Source organism: Elioraea sp. (assembly GCF_022842375.1).
In the GTDB taxonomy this organism is placed as follows: Bacteria; Pseudomonadota; Alphaproteobacteria; order Acetobacterales; family Acetobacteraceae; genus Elioraea_A.
Genome location: NZ_JALHPR010000042.1, coordinates 1 through 24,548 on the forward strand (window position 1 = coordinate 1; position 24,548 = coordinate 24,548).

Here is a 24,548-nt window from a genome sequence, read left to right on the forward strand (position 1 = left end):
CTTCGGCCGCCGCGGCCAGGCTCGCCCGCTCCGCGCCGCGGCCGACGAAGGGGGCGAGCGCGCGTGCCGCCGGCGCGTCGAGCCTGGTGACCGAGGGGTCGGCCGCATCGAGCGCGAAGGCGGCGACGGGTTCGGGAAACCCTTCGAGCTCCCTCGCGCCGAGCGGGCGCGTGACGACGCGGCCTGACGTCAGCGCCGCGGTCGGCGCACCGATCCAGATCGCGCCCGCGTCCGCCTTCTCCTGCAACCGCTTGGCGAGGTACACCGGCTCCCCCGCCGCCTCGATCGACCAGCGCGAGGGCCTGTCGATGGCATGGACCACCACCTCGCCCGACATGATGCCGATGCGAAGCTGCCGGCCTGGCCTCGCCGCGGCGAGGTCACTCCGCATCGCCAGCGCGGCGCAGCAGGCGGCAAGGGCGTGGTCCTCCTGCGCCAGCGGGGCGCCGAACAGCACCATCACGTTGTCGCCGGCGATGTCGCCGATCGTGCCGCCGTAGCGTTCCGCCGCCGCCGTCAGGAGGTCGATGATCGGGCGGAGCACCTCGAACGCCTGCTCGGGGTCGAGGCCGCGGACCAGTTCCGTCGAGCGCACGATGTCGGCGAAGAGGACGGTGACGGATTTGCGCCCGCGCGCCGGGGCCGAGGTTCCGAGCGCCCGTGCGTGGCCCGATGCCACATCGGCCCTGATGTTCACATCGCCCCCGCAATGCCCCGAGATGACAATCCGCAACGATGTCCAGTGTTGCCAGGAGCAGCACCGGCCCGCAAGCGCAACGCTGCTTGCCGTGCTTGCCCGTCATGCCACATGTTGCAGTTCACTGGGCTTCGGGGATGACATGGACGCATTGCCACACCGCGAGGCCGATGCCACCGGCCAGCTCGCCGCGCTCGAGGCCGCCATCGCGCGCGACCTCGCACTGATCGCCTATCCTGAGCCGCTCTGGGTTCCGGGCCGCAGAACGGCTGCCGGCGAACCGATCCTCGACGTGCTGGTCGTCGGTGCCGGCCAGGGCGGGCTCGTCACGCTGTTCGCATTGATGCGCGAGCGGGTGACGAACGTGCTCGCGATCGACCGCAAGCCCGAAGGCGCGGAGGGACCGTGGCGCGACTTCGCGCGAATGGTGACGCTTCGCTCGTGGAAGACCGTCACCGGCCCTGACCTCGACATCCCTTCCCTCACCTTCCAGTCCTGGTTCGAGGCCCAGTGGGGGGCGGACGCGTTCGCCGCGCTCGGCAAGATCCCGAAGGGCCTGTGGGCCGACTATCTCGCCTGGTACCGCCGCATCCTCGCGCTGCCGGTCCGCAACGGGGTGGCACTCACCGCGCTCACGCCATCAGCCGATGGCTTGGTCGCGACGGTGGTCGAGGACGGCGTCGCGCGCCACCTCGTCGCGCGGAAGGTGGTGCTCGCCACCGGCATCGAGACGCCAGGGCGGTGGTGGATGCCCGACTTCATCAAGGCCCTCCCCGCCCATCTTCGCGCCCACACGGGTGACGCGATCGATTTCGCCCGGCTCGACGGCAAGCATGTCGCGGTGCTCGGCGCCGGTGCCTCGGCATTCGACAATGCGGCGACCGCGCTCGAGGCAGGGGCCCGCGTGACCCTCTGCTGCCGGCGCCCGGAGCTGCAACGCATCCAGCCCTACAAGCAGATCAGCCACGCCGGCTTTTTCCGCGGCTTCCCCGGTCTTCCCGATGCACAGCGCTGGCGGTGGATGAACCACCTGCTCTCGGTGCGCGAGGCCTTCCCCCGCGAGACGTGGGAGCGCACGACGCGCCATGCCGGGTTCACGTTGCGCACCGGCACGCCCTGGCTCGGCGCGCGCGCGGCGGGCAGCGGCGTCGAGATCGACACGCCGTCGGGGCCGCTCGCTGCGGATTTCGTCATCGCCGGCACCGGGTTCCAGATGGACGTCGCGGCACACCCGGCCCTTGTCCCGCATGCGCATCTCGTCGCCACCTGGGGGGACCGCTACATCCCCGCCGAGGCGGAACGGAACGAACGCCTCTCGCGCTACCCCTATCTCACGCCCGGCTTCGCGTTGACGGAGAAGCTGCCCGGCACCGCGCCGTGGCTGGCAGACGTGCATCTCTTCAGCTTCGGCGCGACGGTCAGCTTCGGCCCCTCGGGCAGCTCGATCAACGCGATGAAATTCGCCGCCCCCAGGCTCGCCGAGGCGCTTGCGGCCGATCTGTTCACTGCCGATGCAGAGGCGCATTATCAGGCGCTGCTCGCCTACGACACGCCGGAGTTTCCGCTTCCCAGCGACTGATGGCCGGGGCTCCTGGCACGCCGCATGCGTGGCGCGCCGGCACGGCCGAACGGGAGAGACCGATGCTGCGCAAAACCCTCATCGCGGCTGCACTCGCCGTAACCACGCTGCTGCCCGCGGCGGAGGCGACTGCCCAAGGAAGCACCCAGAGCTTCACGCTGCGGCTGCACTCGTTCAGCTCGCCCACCGCGCTCGACCACACCATGCATCTCGACCGGTGGGCAGAAGCGGTGGGGCGCGACAGCGGCGGGCGGATCAAGGTCGAGGTCTATCCCGCTCTCCAGCTCGGCGGCCAGGCGCGCGACCTGGTGCAGCAGCTCGAGGATGGCGTGGTCGACATCATCTGGACCGTGCCCGGCTTCACGCCAGGCCGCTTCCCCGGCACCGAGGGGCTCGAGCTTCCCTTCGTCAACACCGGCACGTCGGCGACGATGAGCCCAGCTGCGATGGAGTTCGCCGAGAAGCATCTCGCCGCCACCGAGTATCGCGGCATCAGGATCATCTCGATCCACAGCACCGATCGTTCCGTCCTGCACACCACGCGCAAGCCGGTGCGCACGCTCGAGGACTTCAAGGGGCTTCGCATCCGCGTTGCCGGCCGCTTCATCGGCGAGGCGATGACGGCCTTCGGCGCCACCCCCGTCGGCATCCCGCTGCCCGGCGTCTACGAGGCGCTGGCGCGTGGGCAGGTGGACGGCATGATGATCAACTGGGCCATCACGGCGCCGTACCGGTTCCATGAGGTGGCGAAGTTCCACACCGACAGCGCGGTGTTCCAGGGCATGCTGCTGACGCTGATGAACGGCCGCTCGTATGACAGGCTGCCGGGTGACCTGAAGGCAGTGATCGACCGCAACAGCGGCATCGCGTATGCCCGCCGCATGGGCGAGGTGTGGGACAGCCAGACGGCAGCGGCGATCGCCGCCAACCGCGACGCGCCCGGCAACGAGATCATCACGCTGAGCGCCGAGGAGCGCGCGCGCTGGGTCGCCGCCGCGCAGCCCGTGTACCAGAGCTGGATCCGCGAGATGAACCGGCTGAACCGCCCCGGCCAGCAGATGTTCGATGACCTGATGGCCATCACCGCGAAGCATGGCAGGCGCTGATCGGGGAGTGGCTGAGCCGGCCCAGCACGAGGCGGCGGAAGGAGGCGCGCTCGCAACGGCGGCACGGTGGCTGGCCATCGGCGGCGGGCTCGCGCTCGTCTCGGCGATGGCCGTCACGGTCGCCTCGGTGCTGCGCGCGAGCTTCGGCCGCCCGATCCTCGGCGACACCGAGATCGTCGAGATGCTGGCGGGCGTCGCCGTCGCCTGGTTCATGCCGTGGGCAACGGTGCGGGGGGCGCATATCCGCCTCGACGTGTTCACCGCGCGCGCGCCTGCCGCGGTCCGTTCCACCCTCGATGCGATCGCCGCCATTATCGTCGCGATCATCGTCGCGGTGCTTGCCTGGCGGCTGGTCCAGGGCGGCCTCGATGCGCATGACCGCGGGCGCGAGACGATGTTCCTCCAGATCCCGCTCTGGTGGGCCTATGCGGCGGCCTCGCTCGGCATGGTGCTCTGGGCCATGACGGCGCTGGCGGCGGCGATCGCTACGCTCCGCGGCGAGGTTTCGTGACGCCGCACGACATCGGCATCGCGATGTTCGCGGGCGTTGCCATGCTGCTCGTCGCGCGCGTGCCGGTCGGCATCGCCATGCTGCTGGCGGGCGGCGCCGGCTTTGCCGCGATCACGGGACTCTGGCCCCTGCTGAACACGCTGAAGACGCTGCCGTTCAGCCGCTTCTCGTCCTACACGCTCTCTGTCATCCCGCTGTTCCTGCTGATGGGCGAGTTCGCGACCAAGGGGGGAATGAATGCCGCCCTGTTCCGCGCCGCGCGCGCCTGGTTCGGGCACTGGCGTGGTGGGCTTGCGGTGGCGACCATCGGCGGCTGTGCGGCGTTCGGCGCGATCTGCGGCTCCTCGATCGCCACGGCCGCGACCATGAGCCAGGTGGCGGGGCCGGAAATGCGGCGGGCGGGGTACTCGCCCGCACTTGCCACCGGAACGCTTGCGGCTGGCGGAACGCTCGGCATCCTCATTCCGCCCTCGGTGATCCTCGTGATCTACGCGATCTACACCGAGCAATCGATCGGCAACCTCTTCGTCGCCGCAGCCATCCCGGGCCTGCTGGCGACCGTGGGCTACATGGCGGTGGTCAACATCTACGCCCGCCTCGCGCCTGGAGCGGCACCGGCGGCACCGCGCGTTCCCTGGGGCCGGCGCTTCGCCGAGAGCCGCGAGGTGTGGCCCGCGGCATCGGTGTTCCTGCTCGTCGTCATCGGCATCTATGCCGGCTGGTTCTCGCCGACCGAGGGGGCAGCCGTCGGCGCCGCGGCGGTCGGCGTGCTCGCCGTCACGACGGGCGGGATGCGCCTGAAGGGCTTCATCGAGAGCCTGCTCGCGACGGCCGAGACGACCGCGCTGATGTTCCTGATCCTTCTTGGAGCGGAACTGTTCTCGGCCGCCCTCGCTCTGTCGCGGCTGCCAGCGTCGGTCTCCGCCTGGGTGGTCTCGCTCGGCCTCGCGCCGGTTGCGGTGCTGGCGGCGATCCTCGTCATTTACCTCGTGCTCGGCTGCGCGATGGAGAGCCTCGCGATGGTGCTGCTCACCCTGCCGGTGTTCGTGCCGATGATGCTGGCGCTCGATTTCGGGCTGAACCCGACGCAGCTTCTCGTCTGGTTCGGCATCCTGGTTCTCGTCGCGGTCGAGGTGGGCATGATCTCGCCACCCTTCGGGCTGAACCTCTTCGTGATCAGCGCGATGTCGAAGGACGTTCCGATCACGGAAACATGGCGCGGCGTTCTCGGCTTCTGCGCCTCCGACATCGCGCGGCTTGCGGCGCTTGTTGCCGTCCCCGGCCTCTCGCTGTGGCTGCCCGGGCTGATGTGACGCCTCTCTCCGTGTGACGCGCGACATACGGATGAATGTTCCGCTCTGTCATCATTTCCCTGGCGGCGGGATGGTTCCGCCGACCGGCAGCGGAGACAGGACCATGCGTCTTTCCATCAACCAGATCCGTGCCCTTCCCCTGATCGCGCTCAGCGCAGGGGCCTTCATTCTCGCCGCCACGGTCGACGTGCCGGCGGACAGGACGGGGCCTGCGATCATCGTCGAGGCACCGCCACCCGAGGCCGTTGCGGCGGTATCACATCCCGAGCAGCCGGTTCGCGCGATCACCCTCGCCGGGCAGTGACGATTGCGTACCGATGCCCTTGCCCGGTACCCTTTCGCCAAGCGAAGGAACGGGGAGGGATCGATGGCACTCGGCAACATTCTTGGCAGCGTTCTGCAGGGCATGCTGTCTGGCCAAGGCATGGGGGGCCAGGCCGGCGCGGCACAGGGCGGCACACAGGCGAACCCTCTCGCCGGCGTGATCGCGGCCCTGCTCACGCCGCAGCAGGGCCAGGCGGCGCAGGCCTTCGGCTCGGGCGGGCTGGCCGACCTCGTGCAGCAGTTCCGCGGTGCCGGCATGGGCCAGCAGGTGGACAGCTGGGTCGGCACCGGGCCGAACCAGGCGCTGGAACCCAAGGCGCTCGAAGCGGTGTTCGGCGGCGAGAAGCTCGGCGCCATGGCATCCGAGGCCGCGATGCCGAAATCCGACCTCATGTCGGGCCTCGCCGCGATGCTGCCCGACGTGATCAACGGGCTGACGCCGCAGGGCCGGGTGCCTGACCAACAGCCCGACATGCAGCAGATGATCGTGGGCGTCCTCGGCCAGTTCCTCGGCGGGAGAAGGTAGCTCAGCGTCCCGCGTTGGCCGCCTCGAACAGCGCGCGGGTCTTCTCCGCGTCGTAGGGGCCCTCGCGCAGGTTCTCGGCATCCCACTCGCTGCGGCCAGGGCGGAAGAAATCCCCGCCATAGACGTGCAGCGCCCCCGTCAGGCGGGGGATCGGGTTCAGCACGGAGTGGATGATGTCCTTCCCCAACGGCGCAGCCTCGCCCGCCATGAGCGACTTGGCACCCGCAGCCTCGACGCGCGAGCCGGTCTCGTCATTGATGCGGCGCCAGAAAATGTTGTCCTCCCGACCCGTGTAGAGGCCGATCACGGCCCACATGCCGTGGTTGTGCGGCGAGAGCGTCATGTGCGGGCCCCAGACGAGGTTCAGCACCGTCAGCGTATCGGAGCGGTAGAGCGTGTTGAGGCCAGCCTTCGTCGGCTCACCCAGCGCGCGCAGCAGCTCGGCATGGTCGGAGACGGTGCGCGCGACGAGCTCGCGCACGGCGCGCTGGCCGTCGGTGGCCAGGACAGCGTCCTGGCACTCGGCGATGAAGCGGTCGAGGTCGAACATCGGTGGTCCCCCGTCATGCGATCCATCAGTCTAGCCCGGGCGGGTCAGCCTGTCGCGCCATCGGAAGACCCCCTGGCCCGCACCGCACCAAGCCGCCGCACCTCGGCGGCAAGCCGCACGGGGTCGAACGGCTTCTCGACGATGACAGGCGCGGGCTCGGTCCATGCCGCGTCACGGCGGAGCGAGAGCGCATCGCCCGTCAGCACGATCACGGCAGGGCGCCGCATCGCAGGCACGCTGGCGAGCCGTCGCAGCAGCCCGGCACCATCGAGCCCGGGCATGCGGAGGTCGGTGACGAGCACATCGCAGGTATTGCCGGCGAGCGCGGCGAGCGCTGCCTCGCCATCGGCAGCGGTGGTGACGTCATGGCCATCGCGCGCCAGCACCTCGGCCAGCACCTCGGTGATGTCGGGCTCGTCATCGACCACGAGGACACGCAGCCGCGCCGATGCCACGGGCCGCGCTGCAGCCTCCGGCGCTGCCGGCGTACCGGCAGCGCTCGGCAGGCGGATGACGAAGCGCGCACCGCCGCATGGCGAATCCTCGACCGTGATCGTCCCGCCATGCGCGGTGATGATGCCGTGGCACACCGAAAGCCCGATCCCGGTGCCGACGCCGACCGGCTTGGTGGTGAAATAGGGGTCGAAGATGCGGCGCCGGATTGCTGGCGGAACCCCTGGCCCGGTGTCCTCGACCGTGATCTCGACGCGGCCGCCAACCACGCCGGCCGCGACATGCACGCGCCGCGGCGGGGGCTCGTCACGCAGCGCATGCTGGGCGTTGACCAGCAGGTTCAGCAGCACCTGGTGAAGCCGCTCGGGCTCCACCTCGACGGCAGCGCCAGGGTCGATCTCCCCGCGCGTCACGGCGATGTCGGCGGTGCGGAAGCCGTACTCGGTCATGTCCAGGACCGCGCCCAGCACCTCGGCAACCGAGACGACGCCACGCTCCTGCGGCTTGGCGCGGGCGACGGCGAGGAACGTGCGCACGATGCCGGCACAGCGTTCCGCGGCGGCGCGCAACGTTTGCACCGCCTGGGCCTGCGCGCTGTCGGCCAGCGCCTCCTGGAGCAGCGCGGCGCGCGCGACGACGACCGAGAGCGGGTTGTTCAGCTCATGCGCAACGCCGGCGAGAAGCGAGCCGAGGGCGGCGAGCTTCTCGTTCTGGTGCGCGATCTCGCGCTGGCGGGCGATCTCGCGATCGGCCTCGCGCGCGCGGGTCACGTCATCGATCACCACCAGCGTCTCGGCTTCCGAGGTGGTGACGCTCTCGAAACGGAGAACGCGGCCATCGGCGAGCACCACCTCGCCCGGCGGCGTCGCCTCGCCGCGCGCCAGCGCTTCAGCCGCCGCCGCCTCGCGCCACGCCGACAGGCGCGCGAAGGTCGGCGCCAGCGCGAGGGCTTCGGCAAGGCCTGGCGCGAGGGCAGCGAGGCGGGCATTGGCGAGCACCCGCCAGCCATCGCAGTCGAACAGCAGCAGCGCCTGCGGCATCGCCTCGACGGCATCGTGCAGGTGCCGCTCGAGCGAGCGGATGCGGGCATCGGCCTCGGCCTCGCGCGTCGCATCGTCCCACAGCGCGACGACGCCGCCATCCTCGCCGGGCCGCTCCTCGAAGCGCAGCCAGCCGCCATCCTTCCGCTGGAACAGCAGCGGCACGCGCACCGGCAGCGCCTCCGGCAGCGGCCTCGCCGCGAGGCCGGAGAGCCTGGCCGCGTCCTGCTCGGTCATGACGGAGGCGGCGATGGCGCGGAGATGATCGCCGAGCTGCACCGGCGCGCCCATCTGCCCGCCGAGCGCTGGGAACAGCTCCTGGTAGCGCTTGTTGGCGGTGACGAACGTGCCGCTGCGGTCGAACACGGCATAGGCGGTGTCGAGGGCGGCGAGAGCGCGCGCCGTTTCCCGCCCTGCCCTGCCCTGGGCCGGGGTGTCCCCCTGGCCCATCTGCTCCGGTGTCACGTCACGCCAGAGGCGCATGCGGCCGCCGGCGGCCAGCGGCAGCGAGGCGACCTTCAGCCAGCGGCCGGAGCGGCGCTGGAACACGAAGGGCTGCTCCTGCGTCAGGTGCCGGTGCACGGCGGCGGCGATGTGCTGTTCGAGTTTCGGCCGCTCCGTGTCCGGCAGGTCGTTGCCGAAGAAGCGGCGCAGCGTGTCGGCGTAGGGAACGCCGACCGCAAGCCCAGGTGCCTGCTCGGGAAAGAAGGCGAGATAGCTCTCGTTCCAGGCAACGACGCGGTCCTCGGCATCGTAGAGGCAGAGCGCGATGCCGAGCTGCTCGAGCAGGCGGGAAAGCTGCGCCACATCACCCGCGCCGGAGGCGGCGAGCGCGATCAGCCCGTCCTCGTCGTCGCTCATGTCGATCCTGGTAGCCATGGCGCGGAGTGTCATGCTGCATCCGCCCCGCGGCAAGAGGTGGCCCCGGCTAGAGAAGCCCCAGTTCGGCGAGCTCCTTGCGCATCTTCGCGGGCATCGCGGCGAGCGAGGCAGACGACGCGCCAGTGCCGCGTGCCAGATCGGCCGGCGCGGCCGGCCCTTCGAGATAGCGCCAACCCTGGAACGGCTTCACAGGACGTGGCGTGACCGGCACGAGCGCCGCGTCGAGATGCAGGCCGCAGCAGGCCGAGCCATCGTCCCACACATCGGTTTCGATCGCGATGATGCGCTGCCGCACCTGGATGAAGCCCCCCACCACCCAGTAGATCGAGCCGCGGCCGGCGATCTCGTCCGCCCGGCGCGGGGTGCTGCGCGTCTGGTGCCGCAGCGGCGGGTCGGCCTTGATGCGGGCTATCTGCCGGGCCGCGAGATCGTCGATCGTCGGGCAGCCGACGGCGAGCTTGAGGAGGTGGAGCATATGCTGGGTTGGCATGCGCTGACTCTGGGCCAGCGCGGTGAATTCGCAAGCGGGGAAGCGTCAGGGCCGGCCGAAGTCTGGGCGCAGGTCCTGGTGCGGCGCCTCCGGCCGGATCGGGGCTGGGGCCTGTTCCTCGGCGCCGGCCGCCGTTGCGGGAGGTGAGATCGGCGGCAACGCGCGAGGAAGCTCGCGCACCTGGCCGCCGGATGCCTGCCCACCCGCATTCGCTGTCCCTGGCCCCGCAGCAAGCCCCGATTCTGCGGAGAGCCAGGCGCCGAGCATCGCCGTCCACAGGCGCATGCGTTCCTCCTCTCCCGTTTGGATCATGGTTGGCCCATGCTGTGTCAGCTTGGTGGCAGGGGTGCGTTAACACGGTGTGAATTCGCCGTTCTGGCACGTTCGTGATCCCGGTCGGACGATGCGCTGCACGCGGCCAGGGCTTACGGGATACGCGCGCCGTGCCATGTTGCCGCGCATGCGCAACCCCCTCCGACTCCTCGGGCGTCTCGGCATCGGCCTCATCCTGTTCGTCGTTGCCCTGCCGCTTATCGTGCTTGCGGCAGGCTTCGGCGTGATGCGGCTCACACTTCCGCCCGCCAATGACGCAGCCGTGATCCCGGGCCTCTCGGCACCAGTGTCGATCACGCTCGACGGCCACGGCATCCCCTACGTGAGGGCGGGGAGCGAGCATGACGCCTGGGCCGCGATCGGCTGGCTGCATGCGCGCGACCGGATGTTCCAGATGGAGTTGATGCGCCGCGGTGCCGCCGGGCGCCTGGCGGAGCTGATCGGCGCACAGGGCCTCAGGCTTGACCGCTACGTGCGTGTTCTCGGCCTATCCCAGGCAGCGGAGGCCGACTATGCGCGCCTGCCGGAGGAGACGCGCGCCGCGCTGTCGGCCTACGCGCGCGGGGTGAATGCATGGATCGCGGAGAAGGGCCGGCTCTCGGCGCCGGAGTTCGTGCTCCTCGGCGTGACGCCGGAGCCTTGGCGCGAGACCGACAGCCTGCTCTGGGGCAAGGTCATGGCGCTGTTCCTCTCGGGCAATGCGCGCACCGAACTCGCCCGCCTCCGGCTCTCGACCACGATGGCGCAGGCGCGGATCGATGAGCTCTGGCCGCGCGACGGCAGCGCAGGCAACCCGGTCGCGTCGGTTCCCGCGCTTGGAGAGCACGTCGATCGCGTGCTCGCCGCCCTTCCCGAGTTCGGCGTCGATGCGCCGGTGCCGCCCACCGCCTCGAACATCTGGGCCGTCACGGGCGCGCGCAGCGCCACGGGCAAGCCCATCCTCGCCAACGACCCCCACCTCGCCTACTCGCAGCCGATCCAGTGGCACCTCGCCCGCGTCGAGGCGCCCGGCCTCATGCTCGCCGGCGCCTTCGCGCCGGGCGTTCCCTTCCTGGTGCTCGGGCGCAACGCCACCATCGCCTGGGGCATGACGACGACGCACAGCGACACACAGGACGTGTTCGTCGAACGCCTCGCGGGGAATGACAGCTATCTCACGCCCGACGGCCCACGCCCCTTCGCGGTCCGCGAGGAAACCCTCCGCGTGCGGTTCGGCGACCCGGTGACAATGCGCGTGCGCACGACCCGCCACGGCCCGGTGCTGTCGGACCTCGACCCGACACCGGGCACGCCGGCGGGCCACGTGCTGGCCGTCGCGATGACGGCGCTTATCCCCGGCGACAGCGCGGCCGCGGCGCTGCACCGCCTCAACCGCGCTCGCGATTTCGCGGCGGCCAGCGCGGCGGTCGCGGCGATCGGTGCGCCGCAGCAGAACATCGTGATCGCCGACAGCGCCGGGCGCATGGGCATGGTGCTGCCGGCCCGCATCCCGCTGCGCCGCGCCGGCGATGGTTCCTTCCCGGTGCCGGGCTGGGACGGGAGCCATGACTGGACCGGCTTCGCGCCCTTCGAGGCCCTGCCGCGCTTCGTCGATCCGCCCTCGCAACGCCTGGTGAACGCCAACAACCGGGTGGTGCCAGACGATTTTCCCGTGTTCCTGACGCGCGACTGGTGGGGTGATTTCCGCCATCGCCGCATCATCGAGCGGATCGACGGCGAGCCAGGCCAGACGGTCGAGACCATGGCCGCGATCCAGATGGACGTGCTGAGCCTTGCCGCCCGCGACCTGCTGCCGCTGATGACCGTCATCGACCCGCCGCCCGGGCAGCGCGAGGCCCAGGCGCTTGCGATGCTCAGACGCTGGGACGGGGTGATGGACAAGGCGCGGCCGGAGCCGCTGCTCTACACCGCCTGGGTCAAGCACCTCGGACGGCGGATCGCGGGCGAAACGATGGGGCCCGACGCGGAGACGTTCCGCGAGAGCTCCGCCGAGTTCCTGACGTTCGTTCTGGCCCGTGGGCGGCACTGGTGCGGCGCCGCGGGCTGCGCGCCGATGCTCGCCGCCGCCTTGTCCGATGCCGTGGTGGAGCTCACCGCCGCGCATGGCGAGGCGATGTCGCGCTGGCGCTGGGGGGACGTACACGTGGTGCATTTCCAGCACCCGCTGATGCGCTTCATCCCGTGGCTGGGCGATTGGTTCGGCACGGTGCTGCCGACGGGGGGCGACGGGCATACGGTGCAGCGCGCGGGGATGCGGTTCTCGGGCGCGAACCCGTACGAGAACATCCACGGGGCTGGGTATCGCGGCGCCTACGACCTCGCCGACCTCGAGAACTCGCGCTTCATCATCGCCACCGGGCAGTCAGGCCACCCGTTGAGCCCGCACTACCGTGATCTGGCGCCCGGCTGGGGTGCTGGCGGGCACCTGCGCCTGCCGCGGGAGCCCATCGGCGACACGGGGCGGATCACGCTCCGTCCATGAGCGGCTTGCCTTGTCGGAATTCCTTACAGCGCGACAGAGGCTCCAGCTCGCGGCCCTGTATGGGCACGTGGGAAATCTTTACAGGTCACGAAGGCCCGACACATAAGTCTCTTTCGATCAATAGCTTACGGTATGGCACGTCAGTTGCTGATGCGAGTACACGGCGCGTTCGGTTCGCCTCGCACATCAGGAACTGCTCAATGAAAAATGCTCTCCTCGCCACTGCTGCCATCGCGGTCGGTTCTGTCGCCATGATGTCGGCCGCCACCGCCTCTCCGATCGTCCATGACAGCATTGGCGCCTTCAGCTCGATCGTCGGCCTGCAGGGCAAGCGCACCGATGCGGCCGGCAACCCGGTCCTCAACGTCGATCCGCTGCGCTCGACCCTCGGGAACATGTTCGGCGGCGACCTGAACACGATCTACTCGCTCGGCCTCGGCGGCACGGGCGCCGGCGGCATCCTCAGTTTCGTGATCGCGCCGGACACCAACATCATCACGAGCGGGACGGTGATCGAGCTCACCACCGGTGGCCTGACCGGCTCCGGCCACCGCGAGTTCGCGAACATCTTCCTCGGCGTCGATGGCGGCGGCTGGCAGCTCGTCGGCAAGATCGGCAACAACGCGACCGTCGACGCGACGGGTGCGGTTGCCGATGCGACGCTGGGGGCCTCAGGTGCTACGAACAACACCACCTTCTCGCTGACGGTGAACAGCGGCAACTACAACTCGATCCAACTCGTCGACGCATCCATCTACGGCCCCGGCGACGACAACCGCGACGGCTTCGACGTCGCCGAGTTCAAGGTGACCTCGGTGGCGGTGGCGGTGCCCGAGCCCGCCTCGCTCGCCCTGCTCGGCGCGGGCCTGCTTGGCCTCGGCCTCGCTCGCCGCGCCCGCCGCGCGGCCTGATCCCGCCGGCCGGCCTCACTGCCAGGCCGTGACGAAAGGGCGGTGCCTGCGAGGGCACCGCCTTTTTCCTGTCCATCCGGCAGCGGCCGCACAGCGTGATTGACCGCAAGCGCCGCCATCCGGTTCACTCCATCCCCCATGCTGCAGAAACCCTTCCGCCGCCCGCAATTCTTCTACACGACAGCGCCACTCCCCTGCCCCTATCTCGAGGACAGGCTGGAGCGGAAGCTGGTGACGGAACTGTCCGGCGCCGACGCCGACGGGCTGCATGACCGCCTGAGCCGTGCAGGCTTCCGCCGCAGCCACAACATCGCCTACGCCCCCGTGTGCCCCGGATGCCAGTCCTGCATCCCCATCCGCGTGAACGCGCGCGCCTTCGCACCCAACCGTACGCAGCGGCGGATCGATGCGATGAACGTCGCGGTGGAAGGCTTCGAGGTGCCGCCGCGCGCGACGACGGAGCAGTTCGCCCTGTTCCAGCGCTACCAGGCCGCCCGCCACGCCGATGGCGACATGGCCGCGATGGGCTTCTATGATTTCCGCGCGATGGTCGAGGATACGCCCATCGAAACGAACGTCATCGAGTTCCGCGACCCCGATGACGCGCTGGTCGCTGCCTGCCTGACCGACAGGCTGTCGGATGGGCTCTCGGCCGTCTATTCCTTCTTCGAACCGAAGCACGCGCGCCGGTCGCTCGGCACCTGGATGGTGTTGTGGCTGGTCCGCCGTGCGCTCGCACTCGACCTGCCGCATGTCTATCTCGGCTACTGGGTGCCCGAGAGCCGCAAGATGGCCTACAAGGCGACGTTCCGGCCCGTCGAGGTGCTCTGGGGCGGGCAGTGGCGGGTGTTGACCGAGGCCGAGGCGACGACGGGCCCGGCTCCGCTCTGCCCGGCCGCACAGCCGATCACCGCTGGCTGAACTCTACGTCAGCACCCCGATCGCCTTGGCCTTCACGAGATCCCAGTCGATCTCGGCGCCAACGCCGGGGCGCTCGAAGGCATCGATCGTCACGCTGCCGTCGCTCTCGACCTCGATGTCGTTCAGCAGGCCGAATTTCTGCGCGAGGTCGGGCAGCAGCACCTCGAAGTAGCGCGCGTTCGGCAGCGCCATCATCAGCTGCAGCTGCGCGACGTTGTTCCAGGAATTGCCGCCATGGTGCACCTCGAAGGTGGTGGCGAAAGCCTCCGCCAGGTGGGCGGCCTTCAGCAGCGGCGTGAGCCCGCCCTTCACCGCGATGTCGCCGCGCAGATAGTCGGTCGCTCCCCGCACGAGCCATTGCGTGAACGCCTCGAACCCGCCGGCGCTGTATTCCGTGGCGAGAATCGGGATGTCGAGCTTCCGCCGCAGCGTGACGTAGTTCTCGATGTCGTCCTCGCCGAGCGGGTCCTCGAACCATTCGAAGCCGAGTTCCTCGATCACGCGGCCGAGCCGCATCGCCTCGGGCAGGCGGTGCATCATCATCGTGTCGATCATCAGCGTCATCGCCGGCGCGGCGCGGCGGACGGCGCGGCAGAGCGAGATGGTCGCCTCGATATCGGCGGGCGGGTGCAGCTTGTAGGCGCGGAAGCCCCGTGCGCGAACCTCATCGAGCTGCGCGAGATAGGCCGCTTCGTCAGCGAGCGAGCCAGAACTCGCATAAGCCGGGATGCGGCGCCGGAACGAACCGATCATGCGGTGGAGCGGCAACCCCGCCACCTTGCCGCCGAGGTCCCACAACGCCGTGTCGAGCGCGCCGATGACGCGGTAGGTCACGCCGCGGCGCGCCTTGTTCATCGCCTGCCACAGCGCCTCTCGCGCGAGCGGGTCCTGGCCGATCAATCGCGGCTTCAGGCTTTCGACCAGCATCGTCGCATCGAGATGTGCCGGGCGGAACGAGGCACCGAGGAAGGAATGGCCGGTGACGCCTGCATCGGTCGCGATCTCGACGACGCCGATATCGCTTCGCCCCACCGTGGCCGGGTTGGCCGTGCCGTAGCGCACTGGCGGGATGTTCTCCCACGCGACCATGGTGACCGTGATGTCGGTGATCCGCATCGTGCCGTTCTTCCCGTTCCGTCGCGCGCATGGCCGCGGCGCGGCGATGGCCGACCATGTCGGTTGACGCATCGGCCATGCAGTGGAACCATCGCCGTAACAAACCGAGGAGGGGAACGCAATGCGCCGCATTGTCATCGCGCTCGCACTGAGCTTCGGCCTTGCCCCCGCAGCGCAGGCGGAATGGCCCGAACAGCCCGTTCGCATCGTCGTGCCGGCCGCACCAGGCGGGCCCACGGACATCGCCGCGCGGCTGCTCGGCCAGTATCTTGCCCCCCGCCTCGGCCAGCCCGTCGTGATCGAGAACCGCCCCGGGGCAGGCGGCAACATCGGTACCCAGGCCGTCGCTTCCGCCGCGCCGGACGGCTACATGCTGCTGATGGCGAGCTTCTCCAACGCCGCGAACCCGGCGCTGTTCGACCGGCTCCCCTACGACACGCGGCGCGACCTCGTGGCCGTGAGCCAGGTGACGCATGTGCCGGTGATCCTCACCGTTCCCGCCTCATCGCCGGCCAGGACGCTCGCGGAGCTCGTGACGCTCGCGAAATCGGGGACGCTCACCTACGCGACCGGTGGCGTGGGCACATCGAGCCACCTGATCGCGGAACTGTTCAACCGTGCGGTGGGAATCACCGTTCCGGCCGCGCATTATCGCGGCGCCGCCCCGGCGAACCAGGACCTCGTGGCCGGCCGCGTCTCCTACCTGTTCGACAACCCGCAGACGGCGCTGCCGCTGCTCGCCGCCGATCGCACCCGCGCGCTCGCCGTGACGACCGCCGCGCGTCTTCCCGAGCTGCCGGACGTGCCAACGCTTTCGGAGACCGTCCAGCCCGGCCTCGTCGTCACCTCCTGGCACGGCATCATGGCGCGTGCCGGAACGCCCGAGCGGGTGCTCGCGCGGCTTGCCCGCGACATCGCCGCGGCCACCAACGACCCACAGGCGGCAGCACGGTGGAAGGAACTCGGCGTCGCGCCCGTGGGCTCGTCACCCCAGGACTTCGGGGCCTTCTTCGAGGCCGAGCTCGACCGCTGGGCGCGCGTGGTGCGCGAGGCGAACATCAAGGTCGAGTAGCGATCAGCGCGGGACAGCGCGGTTTCCCCAGGGGTCGGCCACCGGCCCCTCGAGGGCTGCATCGAACGCCACCGAAACGAGGCCGCGCACGCCATCGGGGCGCCGGCCTGCGCCACGGCTCTGCCACGCATTCGCAGCCAGGTGGTGGTGGTAGCCGCCGCGGCCGAGGAACACCGCGGCCCCGGCGTAGCGGGCGCTGACGGCAAGGCCCGCCACACCCGTCCAGAACCGTTCCGCCTCCGCCACGTCACCCACCTTGAGGTGCACATGACCGATCACGGTGCCTGCCGGTGCAGCCTCCGGCAAGGGCCCGGGCGACGCCTCGGCCAGCGCGCGCAGGTCGAGATGCTTTGTCGCCATCACCACCTGCCCGTCCTCGTGGTTCCACGTCTCACGCGGGCGATCGGCATAGACCTCGATGCCGTTGCCCTCAGGGTCGGCAAGATAGATCGCTTCCGATACGAGATGGTCGGACGCGCCGTCGAGCGCCACGCCACGCCCGGCTGCCTTGCGCAGCCAGAGGCCAAGGTCGTGCCGCGATGGCAACAGGAAGGCCGTGTGGAACAGCCCGGCCGAGCCCGCGGGCGCCTCCTGCGCGGCAGGGTCCGACAGCAGCGTCAGGAGCGGAACTCCCCCTGCACCCAGCACCGTCTCGGTACCGTCGCGCGCAAGCTCCTCGAGGCCGATCACCTCGCGGTAGAACGCGCCGACGCGGCCCGCATCGACGACGCGAAGCGTGATGCCGGCGATCAGGGTTTCGGTGCGGTCGAGCGTCGCGGTCGTCATGGACGTCCTCCTGTCGAAGGGCCTGATCATGCGCCCGGGCGCCGCCCCCGCGGCATCGCAAAGCCGGATGCCGCTTATCGCGTCAGCCGAAGCGGCCGGACGAGGGGAACCCCTTCCAGGGCAACCGGCCTGCCCCGGCGCGGTTGCCGATCCACTCCGAAAGCTCCGCCTTCGTGCGTACGCTGACGCGGTTCTCGCCGAGCCTGACGGCGAGGCCATCGGCCATCACGAAGGGCTTGGCATCGACCAGCCCGCCATCCTTGAACTTTTGCAGCGCAACGCCCTTGCCCCTGGGAAGCACGGGCAGCTCCTCGAGCTTGAACACGAGCAGCTTCCGGTTCTCGCCGATCGTGGCGACGTAGTTCGCCCCGTCGGGGATCGGCGTGCAGACCACCGCCTCCTCGCCTGGCTCCAGCGTGATCACCTGCTTGCCAGCCTTGGTGCTGGCGACGAGTTCAGCCGCCTCAACCACGAAGCCGCGCCCCTCGGCGCCGGCGACGAGGAAGCGGCCCTCGCTGGCCTGGAGCTGGAGGTCGAGCAGGTCGGCGTCATTCGGCAGGTCGACCAGCAGGCGTATCGGCGTTCCGTCGCCACGCCCGCCAGGAAGCCGGTCGACCGCGATCGTGTAGGCGCGGCCATTCGTTCCGAAGGCGAGAAGGCGGTCCGTCGTCTCGGCGTGGATCGCGGCGAACAGGCTGTCGCCATCCTTGAACTTGAGGCCGGAGAGATCGGCGAGGTGGCCCTTCATCGCCCTGATCCAGCCCTTGTCGGAGCAGACGACGGTGACGGGCTCGCGCACCGTCAACGCCTCCTCCACCGCCTCGGCAGCAGCGACAGGGGCTTCGGCGAAGCGGGTGCGGCGGGCGCCGAGGGCGCCGCTGCCGAACTTCTTCTTCGTCTCCTCGATCTCGGCGCTGATGGCGGCCCAGCGTTCCTTCTCCGAGGCGAGCAGGGCGCGCAGCCGCTTGCGCTCGGCCGAGAGCGCCTTGTGCTCCTTCCTGATCTCCATCTCCTCCAGCCGCCGGAGGGAGCGGAGCCGCATGTTCAGGATCGCATCGGCCTGCACGTCGCTGATCGTGAAGCGTTTCATGAGAACGGGCTTGGGCTCGTCCTCGGTGCGGATGATGCGGATCACCTCGTCGAGGTTGAGGTAGACGGCGAGGTAGCCCTCCAGCACCTCGATGCGACGCTCGGCAGCGGCAAGGCGGTGGCGCGAGATGCGCTCGAGCACGACGAGGCGATGGTCGAGCCAGGCGCGAAGCACCTCCTTCAGCGACATCACCCGCGGCGTGCGGGTGGCATCGAGCACGTTCATGTTCAGCGACACGCGGCTCTCGAGGGCCGTCGCGCGGAACAGGCTCTCCATCAGCACTTCCGGGTCGACGGTCTTTGATTTCGGTTCGAGAACGAGCCTGACCTCGTCGGTGCTCTCGTCGCGCAGGTCGCCGAGCAGGGGGAGCTTCTTCTCCTCCATCGCGGCGGCGATCTGCTCCACCAGGCGCGCCTTCTGCACCTGCCAGGGGATCTCGGTGACGATGATCCGCCAGGTGCCGAACTTGCCGTCTTCGACCTGCCATTGCGAGCGGAGGCGGAACGATCCGCGGCCGGTCTCATAGGCGGCACGGATCGCCTCGCGCGGTTCGATCAGCACGCCGCCGGTGGGAAAATCGGGCCCCTTCACGAAGCGCATCAGCTGCGCCGGCGACGCATCGGGGTTGGCGATCAGGTGAAGGGCCGCGGCGCAGAGCTCACCCGCATTGTGCGGCGGGATCGACGTCGCCATCCCCACCGCGATCCCCTGCGCGCCGTTGGCCAGCAGGTTCGGGAAGGCGGCGGGCAGCACCACCGGCTCCTTCTCCTCGCCGTCATAGGTGGCGCGGAAATCGACCGCATCCTCCTCGATGCCGGCGAGCAGCGCCTGGGCCACCTCCGTCAGCCGCGCCTCGGTGTAGCGCATGGCCGCTGCGTTATCGCCGTCGATGTTGCCGAAATTGCCCTGGCCTTCGACCAGCGGGTAGCGCTGCGCGAAATCCTGGGCGAGACGCACCAACGCCTCGTACACCGCCGCGTCGCCATGCGGGTGGAACTTGCCGATCACGTCGCCCACCACGCGGGCGCATTTCTTGAAGCCGGAGGACGGGTCGAGCTTCAGCTGGTGCATCGCCCAGAGGAGCCGCCGGTGCACGGGCTTCAGCCCGTCGCGCACATCGGGCAGCGACCGCGCCATGATGGTGGAGAGCGCGTAGGCGAGATACCGCTCCGACAGCGCATCGGCGAGCGGGGTGTCGAGGATCTCGCCACCTGTGAGGTCGATCGGCATGCGACTCGGGCTCCGGTTCTTAAACGTCAGTTTAGTGCCTGTCTGGGAATTCGCTGCCGTGAGTCGGATGGCGCGATTTTCGAGAACCGGCGCGCAGCGGCCTCAAGGGCCGTGAGCACCGGAAGCGCAGAAAATCAAAGCCAGACGGCCGCGGCAGTAGAATTCGCAGGCAGGCACTTAGAGGAAACGGTCGGCAAGCCTCAACCGCGCCGGTGGCAGGGGCAGGTTGCGCAGCCCGAACACGTCGCGCGCCAGGAAGTGGGCGGTGAGGCGGAGCCCGGCAGCCACATCCCCCTCCCCCACGGCGGCGTTGCCGAGCAGGAAGGGGGGAAGCGGCAGCAACCGCTCCTTCCACGGTGCGGCCGCCTCGCGCGAAACGGCGCGGCCGGAGCGCGGCGAGACGAAGCCGAGATCATCGACCACCCCCGTCACCGCGCAGGAAGAGAGGTCGAGCCCGTAGCCGAGCTCAGCGAGCAGCGCCACCTCCCACCGCACATAGTCGGGCACCAGCGCGTCACCCTCGCCGATGCGCTCCATCAGCGCCGCCAGGCCGAGATAGCCGAGCGGATGGGCCTCTCGCTCATGCAGGGCACCTTCGGCAAGCGCGCAGGCAGAGGAGAGGATCGCCAACGCCGCCGGGTCATCGAGCGCACGCGCGGCGGCAGCATCCGTCAGCTCGCCCGCGAAATGGCCGAGCTGGTCGGAGAGCCTGGCGGTCCAGCGGAGTGCCAGGCGGTTGCCGGGCTGCCACACGCCGCGGCCCGCCTTGCCCTGCCCGCCCCGCACATGGCCGCGCCAATGCCCGTGTGAGCGTGCAAGGACGGACGCGAGCGCGTGGCCCTCGCCATGCGCGCGCACGGCGAGCACGACGGCCTCGTCCTCCCACGCTTCCATCTTTTCAGTCCGGCTCGAGCCCAAGGTCGCGCAAGCGATCACGCTCCTCGTCCCAGTTCGGGCGGTGCAGCACGGTGAGGAACAGGTGCACCGGCCGGTCGAGCTCCTTCGCAAGCTCGGTGCGCGCGGCCGCACCGATGGCCTTCAGCCGCGCCCCGCCCTTGCCGATGATGATCGCCTTCTGCCCATCGCGCGCCACGCAGATGGCCAGCCTGACGACGACCGATCCGTCAGGCTTCTCCTCCCACACCTCGGTCTCGACCGTGGTGCCGTAGGGCACTTCCTCATGCGTCTGGCGAAACACCTGCTCGCGCACGATCTCGGCGGCGAGCTTGCGGTCGGTCTGGTCGGTGAGCTCGTCCTCGGGGTACAGGAACGGCCCCTCCGGCATGGCGGGGCCGAGGGCGTCGAGCAGCCGCTCGATGCCGCTGCCCTTCTCGGCCGAGATCATGAAGGTCTCGGCAAACGGCGTGATGGCGTTGAGCTTGGCGGTCAGCGGCAGCAGCTTCGGCGGGTCGATCAGGTCGACCTTGTTCAGCACCAGCCAGCAGGGCTTCGATGTCTCGCGCAGCCGCTCGGCGATCGTGCGCACGTCATCGGCGATGCCGCGCTCGGCATCGACCAGGAACAGCGTGATGTCGGCATCCCCCGCCCCTGTCCAGGCGGCCTTGACCATCGCGCGGTCGAGCATCCGGCGCGGCTTGAAGATGCCAGGCGTGTCGACGAGCAGCACCTGCGCCCGCCCCCACGCTCCCTCGCGCGGAACGATGCCGAGGACGCGGAACCGCGTCGTCTGCGGCTTCGGCGAGACGATGGCGAGCTTCTGGCCTGCGAGCCGGTTCAGCAGCGTCGACTTGCCCGCATTCGGTGCGCCGATGATGGCAGCAAATCCGCAGCGCGTGGCGTCGCTCATGTCCCATTCTCCAATGCGGCGAGCAGGGCGGCGGCGGCTGCCTTCTCGGCACTCTGCTTCACCCCTGCCTCTGCCTCCGCGACGCGCCCCGCGCATTCCACCTGCACGCGGAAGGAGGGCGCATGCGCCGGCCCCGTTGTGGCGATCACGCGATACTCGGGAAGCCCGAGGCCGCGCGCCATGGTCCATTCCTGCAGCGCCGATTTCGGGTCTCGCGGCGCCTCGCCCGCTGCCGCCGCCACGGTGCCCTCGAACGCGCGGTGGATGAACCCGCGCGCGGCATCGAGCCCGCCATCGAGATAGAGGGCGCCGATCACCGCCTCCACGGCATCCGCCAGCACCGCGCGACGCTCGCGCACCCCGGCCCTGTCATCGGAGGGGGCGACGGCGAGCAGGGGCCCGAGCCCGATGCGCACGGCCACCTCGGCCAACGACGGTTCCGCCACAAGGTGGCCGAGCCGGCGGCCGAGCGCGCCCTCGCGCTCCTCCGGGAAGCGCGCGATCAGCCATTCCGCGACGATGAGGCCGAGCACACGGTCACCCACGAATTCCAGCCGCTCGTTCGAGGCGAGCCCGCTGTCGCGCCCCTGGCTGAGCCCTGCGTGCGACAGTGCCTGGATCAGCAGGGCGCGGTCGGCAAAGCGGTGGCCGAGTGCTGCCTCGGCGGCGGCAAGCGTCGCCTCTGCCGGCGCAGGCGGTGGTGGCCTGCCGCCGCCGCGCCTGCGCTTCACCGCCCCCTCGCTCACCTCACCCTTTGGAAGATGCGCCCGAGCCGCCAGTTCAGCGGGTTGAAGGCGCTGCCCTCGTGGCTGAAGAAGATGATCTCGGCGCGGCCGATCAGGTTGTCGATCGGGATGAAGCCGACGCCGGAGGGCGAGAAGTCGCGGCTGTCGGAGGAGTTGTCGCGGTTGTCGCCCATCGCGAAGACGTGGCCCGCGGGCACGCGGAACTCCTCGGTGTTGTCGAACCGCTCGGTGTCGGAGAATTCGCAGATCGCATGGCTGCGGCCGCCGAGCGAGGCCGGCAGCGTCTCGACATAGCGGCGCGAGCGGATGCGAACCCCCGTGCCGTCATCCTCGCACAACCCCGCCGCCTCCCGCTTCACCGCCTCGCCGTTGAGGTAGAGCACCCCGCCGATCACCTGCACCCGGTCACCCTGCAACGCGACGATGCGCTTGATATAGTCGGTCGCGTTGTCGCGCGGCCAGCGGAACACGGCCACGTCCCCGCGCTCGGGCATGTCGAACAGGATACGGCCCGACCAGAGCGGCGGCGAAAAGGGCAGCGAGTAGCGCGAATAGCCGTAGCTGAACTTCGAGACGAACAGATAGTCACCGACCAGCAGCGTCGGCACCATCGAGGAGGAGGGAATGTTGAACGGCTCGAACGCGATGGTGCGAATGCCGATGGCGATCAGGCCGGCGTAGACGATCGTCTTGATCGTCTCGACCCAGCCGCCGCCCTTGCGCTTGGTCATGGAAGTTCCGTGTTCGGGTGATCGCGACGCCGCCGGCAGTGGCCGCATCGAGGTTTCGCGCGGCTTTGCCCCTCCCCCCGTTCAATGTCAAGCAACGGGGTCGGGAAGGAGAGCGGACGCCAGGACCGGCATGGGCGCGGGCACGAGGCTGATCACCACCATCGCCTGCGCGTAGGGGTATTCGTCGGTCATCGTGAGGCTGATCGCGCTCCCCTGCCCGGCCGGCGTGATCGTGGCGAGCCGCGTTGCCGCCCCGCCCGTCAGCCGCAGCGTCGGCTGGCCGGAGGGGAGGTTCACCACCTCCATGTCGCGCCAGAACACGCCGCGGCGAAGCCCGGTGCCGAGCGCCTTGGCACACGCCTCCTTGGCGGCGAAGCGCTTGGCATAGGTGCTGGCCGCCCCAGGCCGGCGTTCGGCCCGCGCGCGCTCGCGGTCGGTGAAGATGCGCTGGGTGAACCGCTCGCCGAAGCGCGCGAGCGTCTCCTCGATGCGGCGGATGTCGCAGATGTCGGAGCCGATGCCGATGATCATCGACTGCGCTCCTATGCCGCCTGGCGGGCGCGGGCGGCGTCCATCAGCCGGCGCATCTCCGCGATCGCGGGGCCGAGGCCCTGGAACACCGCCTCACCGATCAGGAAATGCCCGATGTTGAGCTCGGCGAGTTCGGGGATGGCAGCGACCGGCCCGACCGTGTCGAAGGCAAGACCGTGCCCGGCATGCACCTCGAGCCCGATCGCGGCGCCATGGCGCGACGCTGCCGCCAGCCGTGCCAGCTCGCGCCCGCGTGCCTCGCCTTCGGCCTCGCAATAGGTGCCGGTGTGCAGCTCGACCACCGGCGCACCCACGGCCACCGCGGCGTCTAGCTGCCGCGGGTCGGCCTCGACGAAAAGGCTCACGCGCATGCCGGCGGCAGCGAGGCTGGCGCAGTAGTCACGCAGCGCGGGGATGTTGCCGGCGACGTCGAGGCCGCCCTCGGTCGTGCGCTCCTCGCGCTTTTCCGGCACCAGGCAGGCGGCGTGCGGGCGAAGCCTGGTGGCGATCGCTGCCATCTCCGCCGTCGCCGCCATCTCGAAGTTCAGCGGCACCGTCAGCGCTGCCATCAGCCGCTCCATGTCGGCATCGCGGATGTGGCGGCGATCCTCGCGGAGATGCGCGGTGATGCCGTCCGCCCCTGCCGACACGGCCAGTTGCGCCGCGCGCAGGGGGTCGGGTGCTGCCCCGCCGCGGGCGTTTCGGATGGTGGCGACGTGGTCGATGTTCACGCCCAGTCGTAGGTATGCGGCCATCGGAGGATCCCTTGTGAAGGCACTTTTTCTCAGGTGCGCGCCCGCTCGACGCTCGAGATGTGCTGGCTCGCGCGCAACGCGGCGATGATATCGCCAAGATGGCGCAGGTCGCGCACCTCGAGGTCGACCAGCATCTCGAAGAACTCCGGCGTGCGGTTGACGATCTTGAGGTTGACGATGTTGCCCTCGCGCTTAGCAATCACGTTGGTGAGCGTAGCCAGGGCGCCAGGCTCGTTCGCCGTCACGACCGCAAGCCTGCCGGTGTGGCGCTGTGCCGCACCGCCATCCTGGTCCCAGCCGACATCGATGAAGCGCTCGGGGGTCGCTGCGAAGCTTTCGAGCGTGGGGCAGTCATGCGTGTGGATCGTCACCCCCTTGCCGGTGGTGACGATGCCGACGATCCGGTCGCCCGGCAGCGGGTGGCAGCAGCCGGCGAAGTGGATCGCCATGCCGGAGACGAGGCCCGAGATCGGCACCGCGTGCCGCCCGCCATCGCGCTGGCGTTCGCCGCCCTCGCGCGCCGCGGGGGGTGCCGTGAATGGCGGCGCGCCCGGCCGCGCCCGGCC

The 24,548-nt window shown here is 70.0% G+C and carries 25 protein-coding genes; 10 read left to right on the plus strand and 15 right to left on the minus strand.

Features of this window, described 5'->3' with window-relative positions; all coding sequences use genetic code 11:
• On the minus strand, window positions 1-697 hold a 697-nt coding region (locus Q0C38_RS21325), incomplete at its 3' end, for an adenylate/guanylate cyclase domain-containing protein (RefSeq protein ID WP_291299153.1).
• Between the two features lie 142 nt (window positions 698-839).
• On the opposite strand from Q0C38_RS21325, the gene Q0C38_RS21330 reads away from it, so the two are divergent.
• The 6 genes from Q0C38_RS21330 to Q0C38_RS21355 all read left to right on the plus strand — a co-directional run bounded on the left by Q0C38_RS21330 (window position 840) and on the right by Q0C38_RS21355 (window position 6,056).
• Window positions 840-2,276 carry an FAD/NAD(P)-binding protein gene (locus Q0C38_RS21330; RefSeq protein WP_291299154.1) on the plus strand — a complete coding sequence of 479 codons (1,437 nt, stop codon included), beginning with the start codon at window positions 840-842 and terminating at the stop codon, window positions 2,274-2,276.
• A gap of 62 nt (window positions 2,277-2,338) precedes the next feature.
• A complete protein-coding gene (locus Q0C38_RS21335) occupies window positions 2,339-3,382 on the plus strand; it encodes a TRAP transporter substrate-binding protein (protein WP_291299155.1) in 1,044 nt (347 codons plus the stop codon).
• A 7-nt stretch (window positions 3,383-3,389) separates the two neighbouring features.
• The gene (locus Q0C38_RS21340) at window positions 3,390-3,893 is read left to right on the plus strand and encodes a TRAP transporter small permease (RefSeq protein WP_291299156.1); all 504 of its coding nucleotides are present in this window, start codon (window positions 3,390-3,392) and stop codon (window positions 3,891-3,893) included.
• Window positions 3,890-5,206 (plus strand): TRAP transporter large permease, encoded by a 1,317-nt coding sequence (locus Q0C38_RS21345; protein WP_291299157.1) that lies wholly within the window; start codon window positions 3,890-3,892, stop codon window positions 5,204-5,206. Before Q0C38_RS21340 ends, Q0C38_RS21345 begins: the two co-directional genes overlap by 4 nt.
• A gap of 103 nt (window positions 5,207-5,309) precedes the next feature.
• Complete coding sequence (locus tag Q0C38_RS21350; RefSeq protein ID WP_291299158.1) at window positions 5,310-5,510, plus strand: hypothetical protein; 201 nt, start codon at window positions 5,310-5,312, stop codon at window positions 5,508-5,510.
• Between the two features lie 63 nt (window positions 5,511-5,573).
• A complete protein-coding gene (locus Q0C38_RS21355; RefSeq protein ID WP_291299159.1) occupies window positions 5,574-6,056 on the plus strand; it encodes a YidB family protein in 483 nt (160 codons plus the stop codon).
• Between the two features lies 1 nt (window position 6,057).
• On the opposite strand, the gene Q0C38_RS21360 is transcribed toward Q0C38_RS21355, so the two are convergent.
• The 4 genes from Q0C38_RS21360 to Q0C38_RS21375 are packed head-to-tail and all read right to left on the minus strand — an operon-like array spanning window position 6,058 to window position 9,756.
• Window positions 6,058-6,606, minus strand: a complete 549-nt coding sequence (locus tag Q0C38_RS21360; protein ID WP_291299160.1) for a hypothetical protein — start codon at window positions 6,604-6,606, stop codon at window positions 6,058-6,060.
• A 44-nt stretch (window positions 6,607-6,650) separates the two neighbouring features.
• The gene (locus Q0C38_RS21365; protein ID WP_291299161.1) at window positions 6,651-8,978 is read right to left on the minus strand and encodes a PAS-domain containing protein; all 2,328 of its coding nucleotides are present in this window, start codon (window positions 8,976-8,978) and stop codon (window positions 6,651-6,653) included.
• A 49-nt stretch (window positions 8,979-9,027) separates the two neighbouring features.
• Window positions 9,028-9,471 carry a DUF1489 family protein gene (locus Q0C38_RS21370; protein ID WP_291299162.1) on the minus strand — a complete coding sequence of 148 codons (444 nt, stop codon included), beginning with the start codon at window positions 9,469-9,471 and terminating at the stop codon, window positions 9,028-9,030.
• A 45-nt stretch (window positions 9,472-9,516) separates the two neighbouring features.
• On the minus strand, window positions 9,517-9,756 hold the full coding sequence (locus tag Q0C38_RS21375; RefSeq protein WP_291299163.1) for a hypothetical protein: 240 nt from the start codon (window positions 9,754-9,756) through the stop codon (window positions 9,517-9,519).
• A 175-nt stretch (window positions 9,757-9,931) separates the two neighbouring features.
• On the opposite strand from Q0C38_RS21375, the gene Q0C38_RS21380 reads away from it, so the two are divergent.
• The 3 genes from Q0C38_RS21380 (at window position 9,932) to Q0C38_RS21390 (ending at window position 14,118) form a co-directional block, all read left to right on the plus strand.
• Window positions 9,932-12,286 carry a penicillin acylase family protein gene (locus Q0C38_RS21380; RefSeq protein WP_291299164.1) on the plus strand — a complete coding sequence of 785 codons (2,355 nt, stop codon included), beginning with the start codon at window positions 9,932-9,934 and terminating at the stop codon, window positions 12,284-12,286.
• Window positions 12,287-12,486: 200 nt separating this feature from the next.
• Window positions 12,487-13,197 (plus strand): PEP-CTERM sorting domain-containing protein, encoded by a 711-nt coding sequence (locus Q0C38_RS21385; RefSeq protein WP_291299165.1) that lies wholly within the window; start codon window positions 12,487-12,489, stop codon window positions 13,195-13,197.
• A 138-nt stretch (window positions 13,198-13,335) separates the two neighbouring features.
• Window positions 13,336-14,118 carry an arginyltransferase gene (locus Q0C38_RS21390; protein ID WP_291299166.1) on the plus strand — a complete coding sequence of 261 codons (783 nt, stop codon included), beginning with the start codon at window positions 13,336-13,338 and terminating at the stop codon, window positions 14,116-14,118.
• Window positions 14,119-14,121: 3 nt separating this feature from the next.
• Here Q0C38_RS21390 and Q0C38_RS21395 read toward each other — a convergent pair whose 3' ends face one another.
• Window positions 14,122-15,207, minus strand: a complete 1,086-nt coding sequence (locus tag Q0C38_RS21395; RefSeq protein ID WP_291299167.1) for an enolase C-terminal domain-like protein — start codon at window positions 15,205-15,207, stop codon at window positions 14,122-14,124.
• Window positions 15,208-15,355: 148 nt separating this feature from the next.
• Here Q0C38_RS21395 and Q0C38_RS21400 point away from each other — a divergent pair, with 148 nt between their 5' ends.
• Window positions 15,356-16,306 carry a tripartite tricarboxylate transporter substrate binding protein gene (locus tag Q0C38_RS21400; RefSeq protein ID WP_291299168.1) on the plus strand — a complete coding sequence of 317 codons (951 nt, stop codon included), beginning with the start codon at window positions 15,356-15,358 and terminating at the stop codon, window positions 16,304-16,306.
• Between the two features lie 3 nt (window positions 16,307-16,309).
• Here Q0C38_RS21400 and Q0C38_RS21405 read toward each other — a convergent pair whose 3' ends face one another.
• The 9 genes from Q0C38_RS21405 to Q0C38_RS21445 form a co-directional block, all read right to left on the minus strand.
• Window positions 16,310-17,092, minus strand: coding sequence for a VOC family protein (locus tag Q0C38_RS21405; RefSeq protein ID WP_291299169.1), 783 nt, complete (start codon window positions 17,090-17,092; stop codon window positions 16,310-16,312).
• Between the two features lie 82 nt (window positions 17,093-17,174).
• Window positions 17,175-19,412, minus strand: a complete 2,238-nt coding sequence (gene parC / locus Q0C38_RS21410) for a DNA topoisomerase IV subunit A (protein ID WP_291299170.1) — start codon at window positions 19,410-19,412, stop codon at window positions 17,175-17,177.
• Between the two features lie 177 nt (window positions 19,413-19,589).
• A complete protein-coding gene (gene recO / locus Q0C38_RS21415) occupies window positions 19,590-20,306 on the minus strand; it encodes a DNA repair protein RecO (RefSeq protein WP_291299171.1) in 717 nt (238 codons plus the stop codon).
• Window positions 20,307-20,310: 4 nt separating this feature from the next.
• On the minus strand, window positions 20,311-21,219 hold the full coding sequence (gene era / locus Q0C38_RS21420) for a GTPase Era (protein WP_291299172.1): 909 nt from the start codon (window positions 21,217-21,219) through the stop codon (window positions 20,311-20,313).
• The gene (gene rnc, locus Q0C38_RS21425) at window positions 21,216-21,950 is read right to left on the minus strand and encodes a ribonuclease III (RefSeq protein WP_291299173.1); all 735 of its coding nucleotides are present in this window, start codon (window positions 21,948-21,950) and stop codon (window positions 21,216-21,218) included. Before rnc ends, era begins: the two co-directional genes overlap by 4 nt.
• Window positions 21,951-21,961: 11 nt before the next feature.
• Window positions 21,962-22,696, minus strand: a complete 735-nt coding sequence (gene lepB, locus Q0C38_RS21430; RefSeq protein WP_291299174.1) for a signal peptidase I — start codon at window positions 22,694-22,696, stop codon at window positions 21,962-21,964.
• Window positions 22,697-22,783: 87 nt separating this feature from the next.
• A complete protein-coding gene (acpS, locus tag Q0C38_RS21435) occupies window positions 22,784-23,227 on the minus strand; it encodes a holo-ACP synthase (protein ID WP_291299175.1) in 444 nt (147 codons plus the stop codon).
• Between the two features lie 11 nt (window positions 23,228-23,238).
• Window positions 23,239-23,982, minus strand: a complete 744-nt coding sequence (locus Q0C38_RS21440; RefSeq protein WP_291299176.1) for a pyridoxine 5'-phosphate synthase — start codon at window positions 23,980-23,982, stop codon at window positions 23,239-23,241.
• 29 nt (window positions 23,983-24,011) lie between these two features.
• The coding region (locus tag Q0C38_RS21445) for an ACT domain-containing protein (protein ID WP_291299177.1) at window positions 24,012-24,548 on the minus strand (537 nt) is incomplete at its 5' end.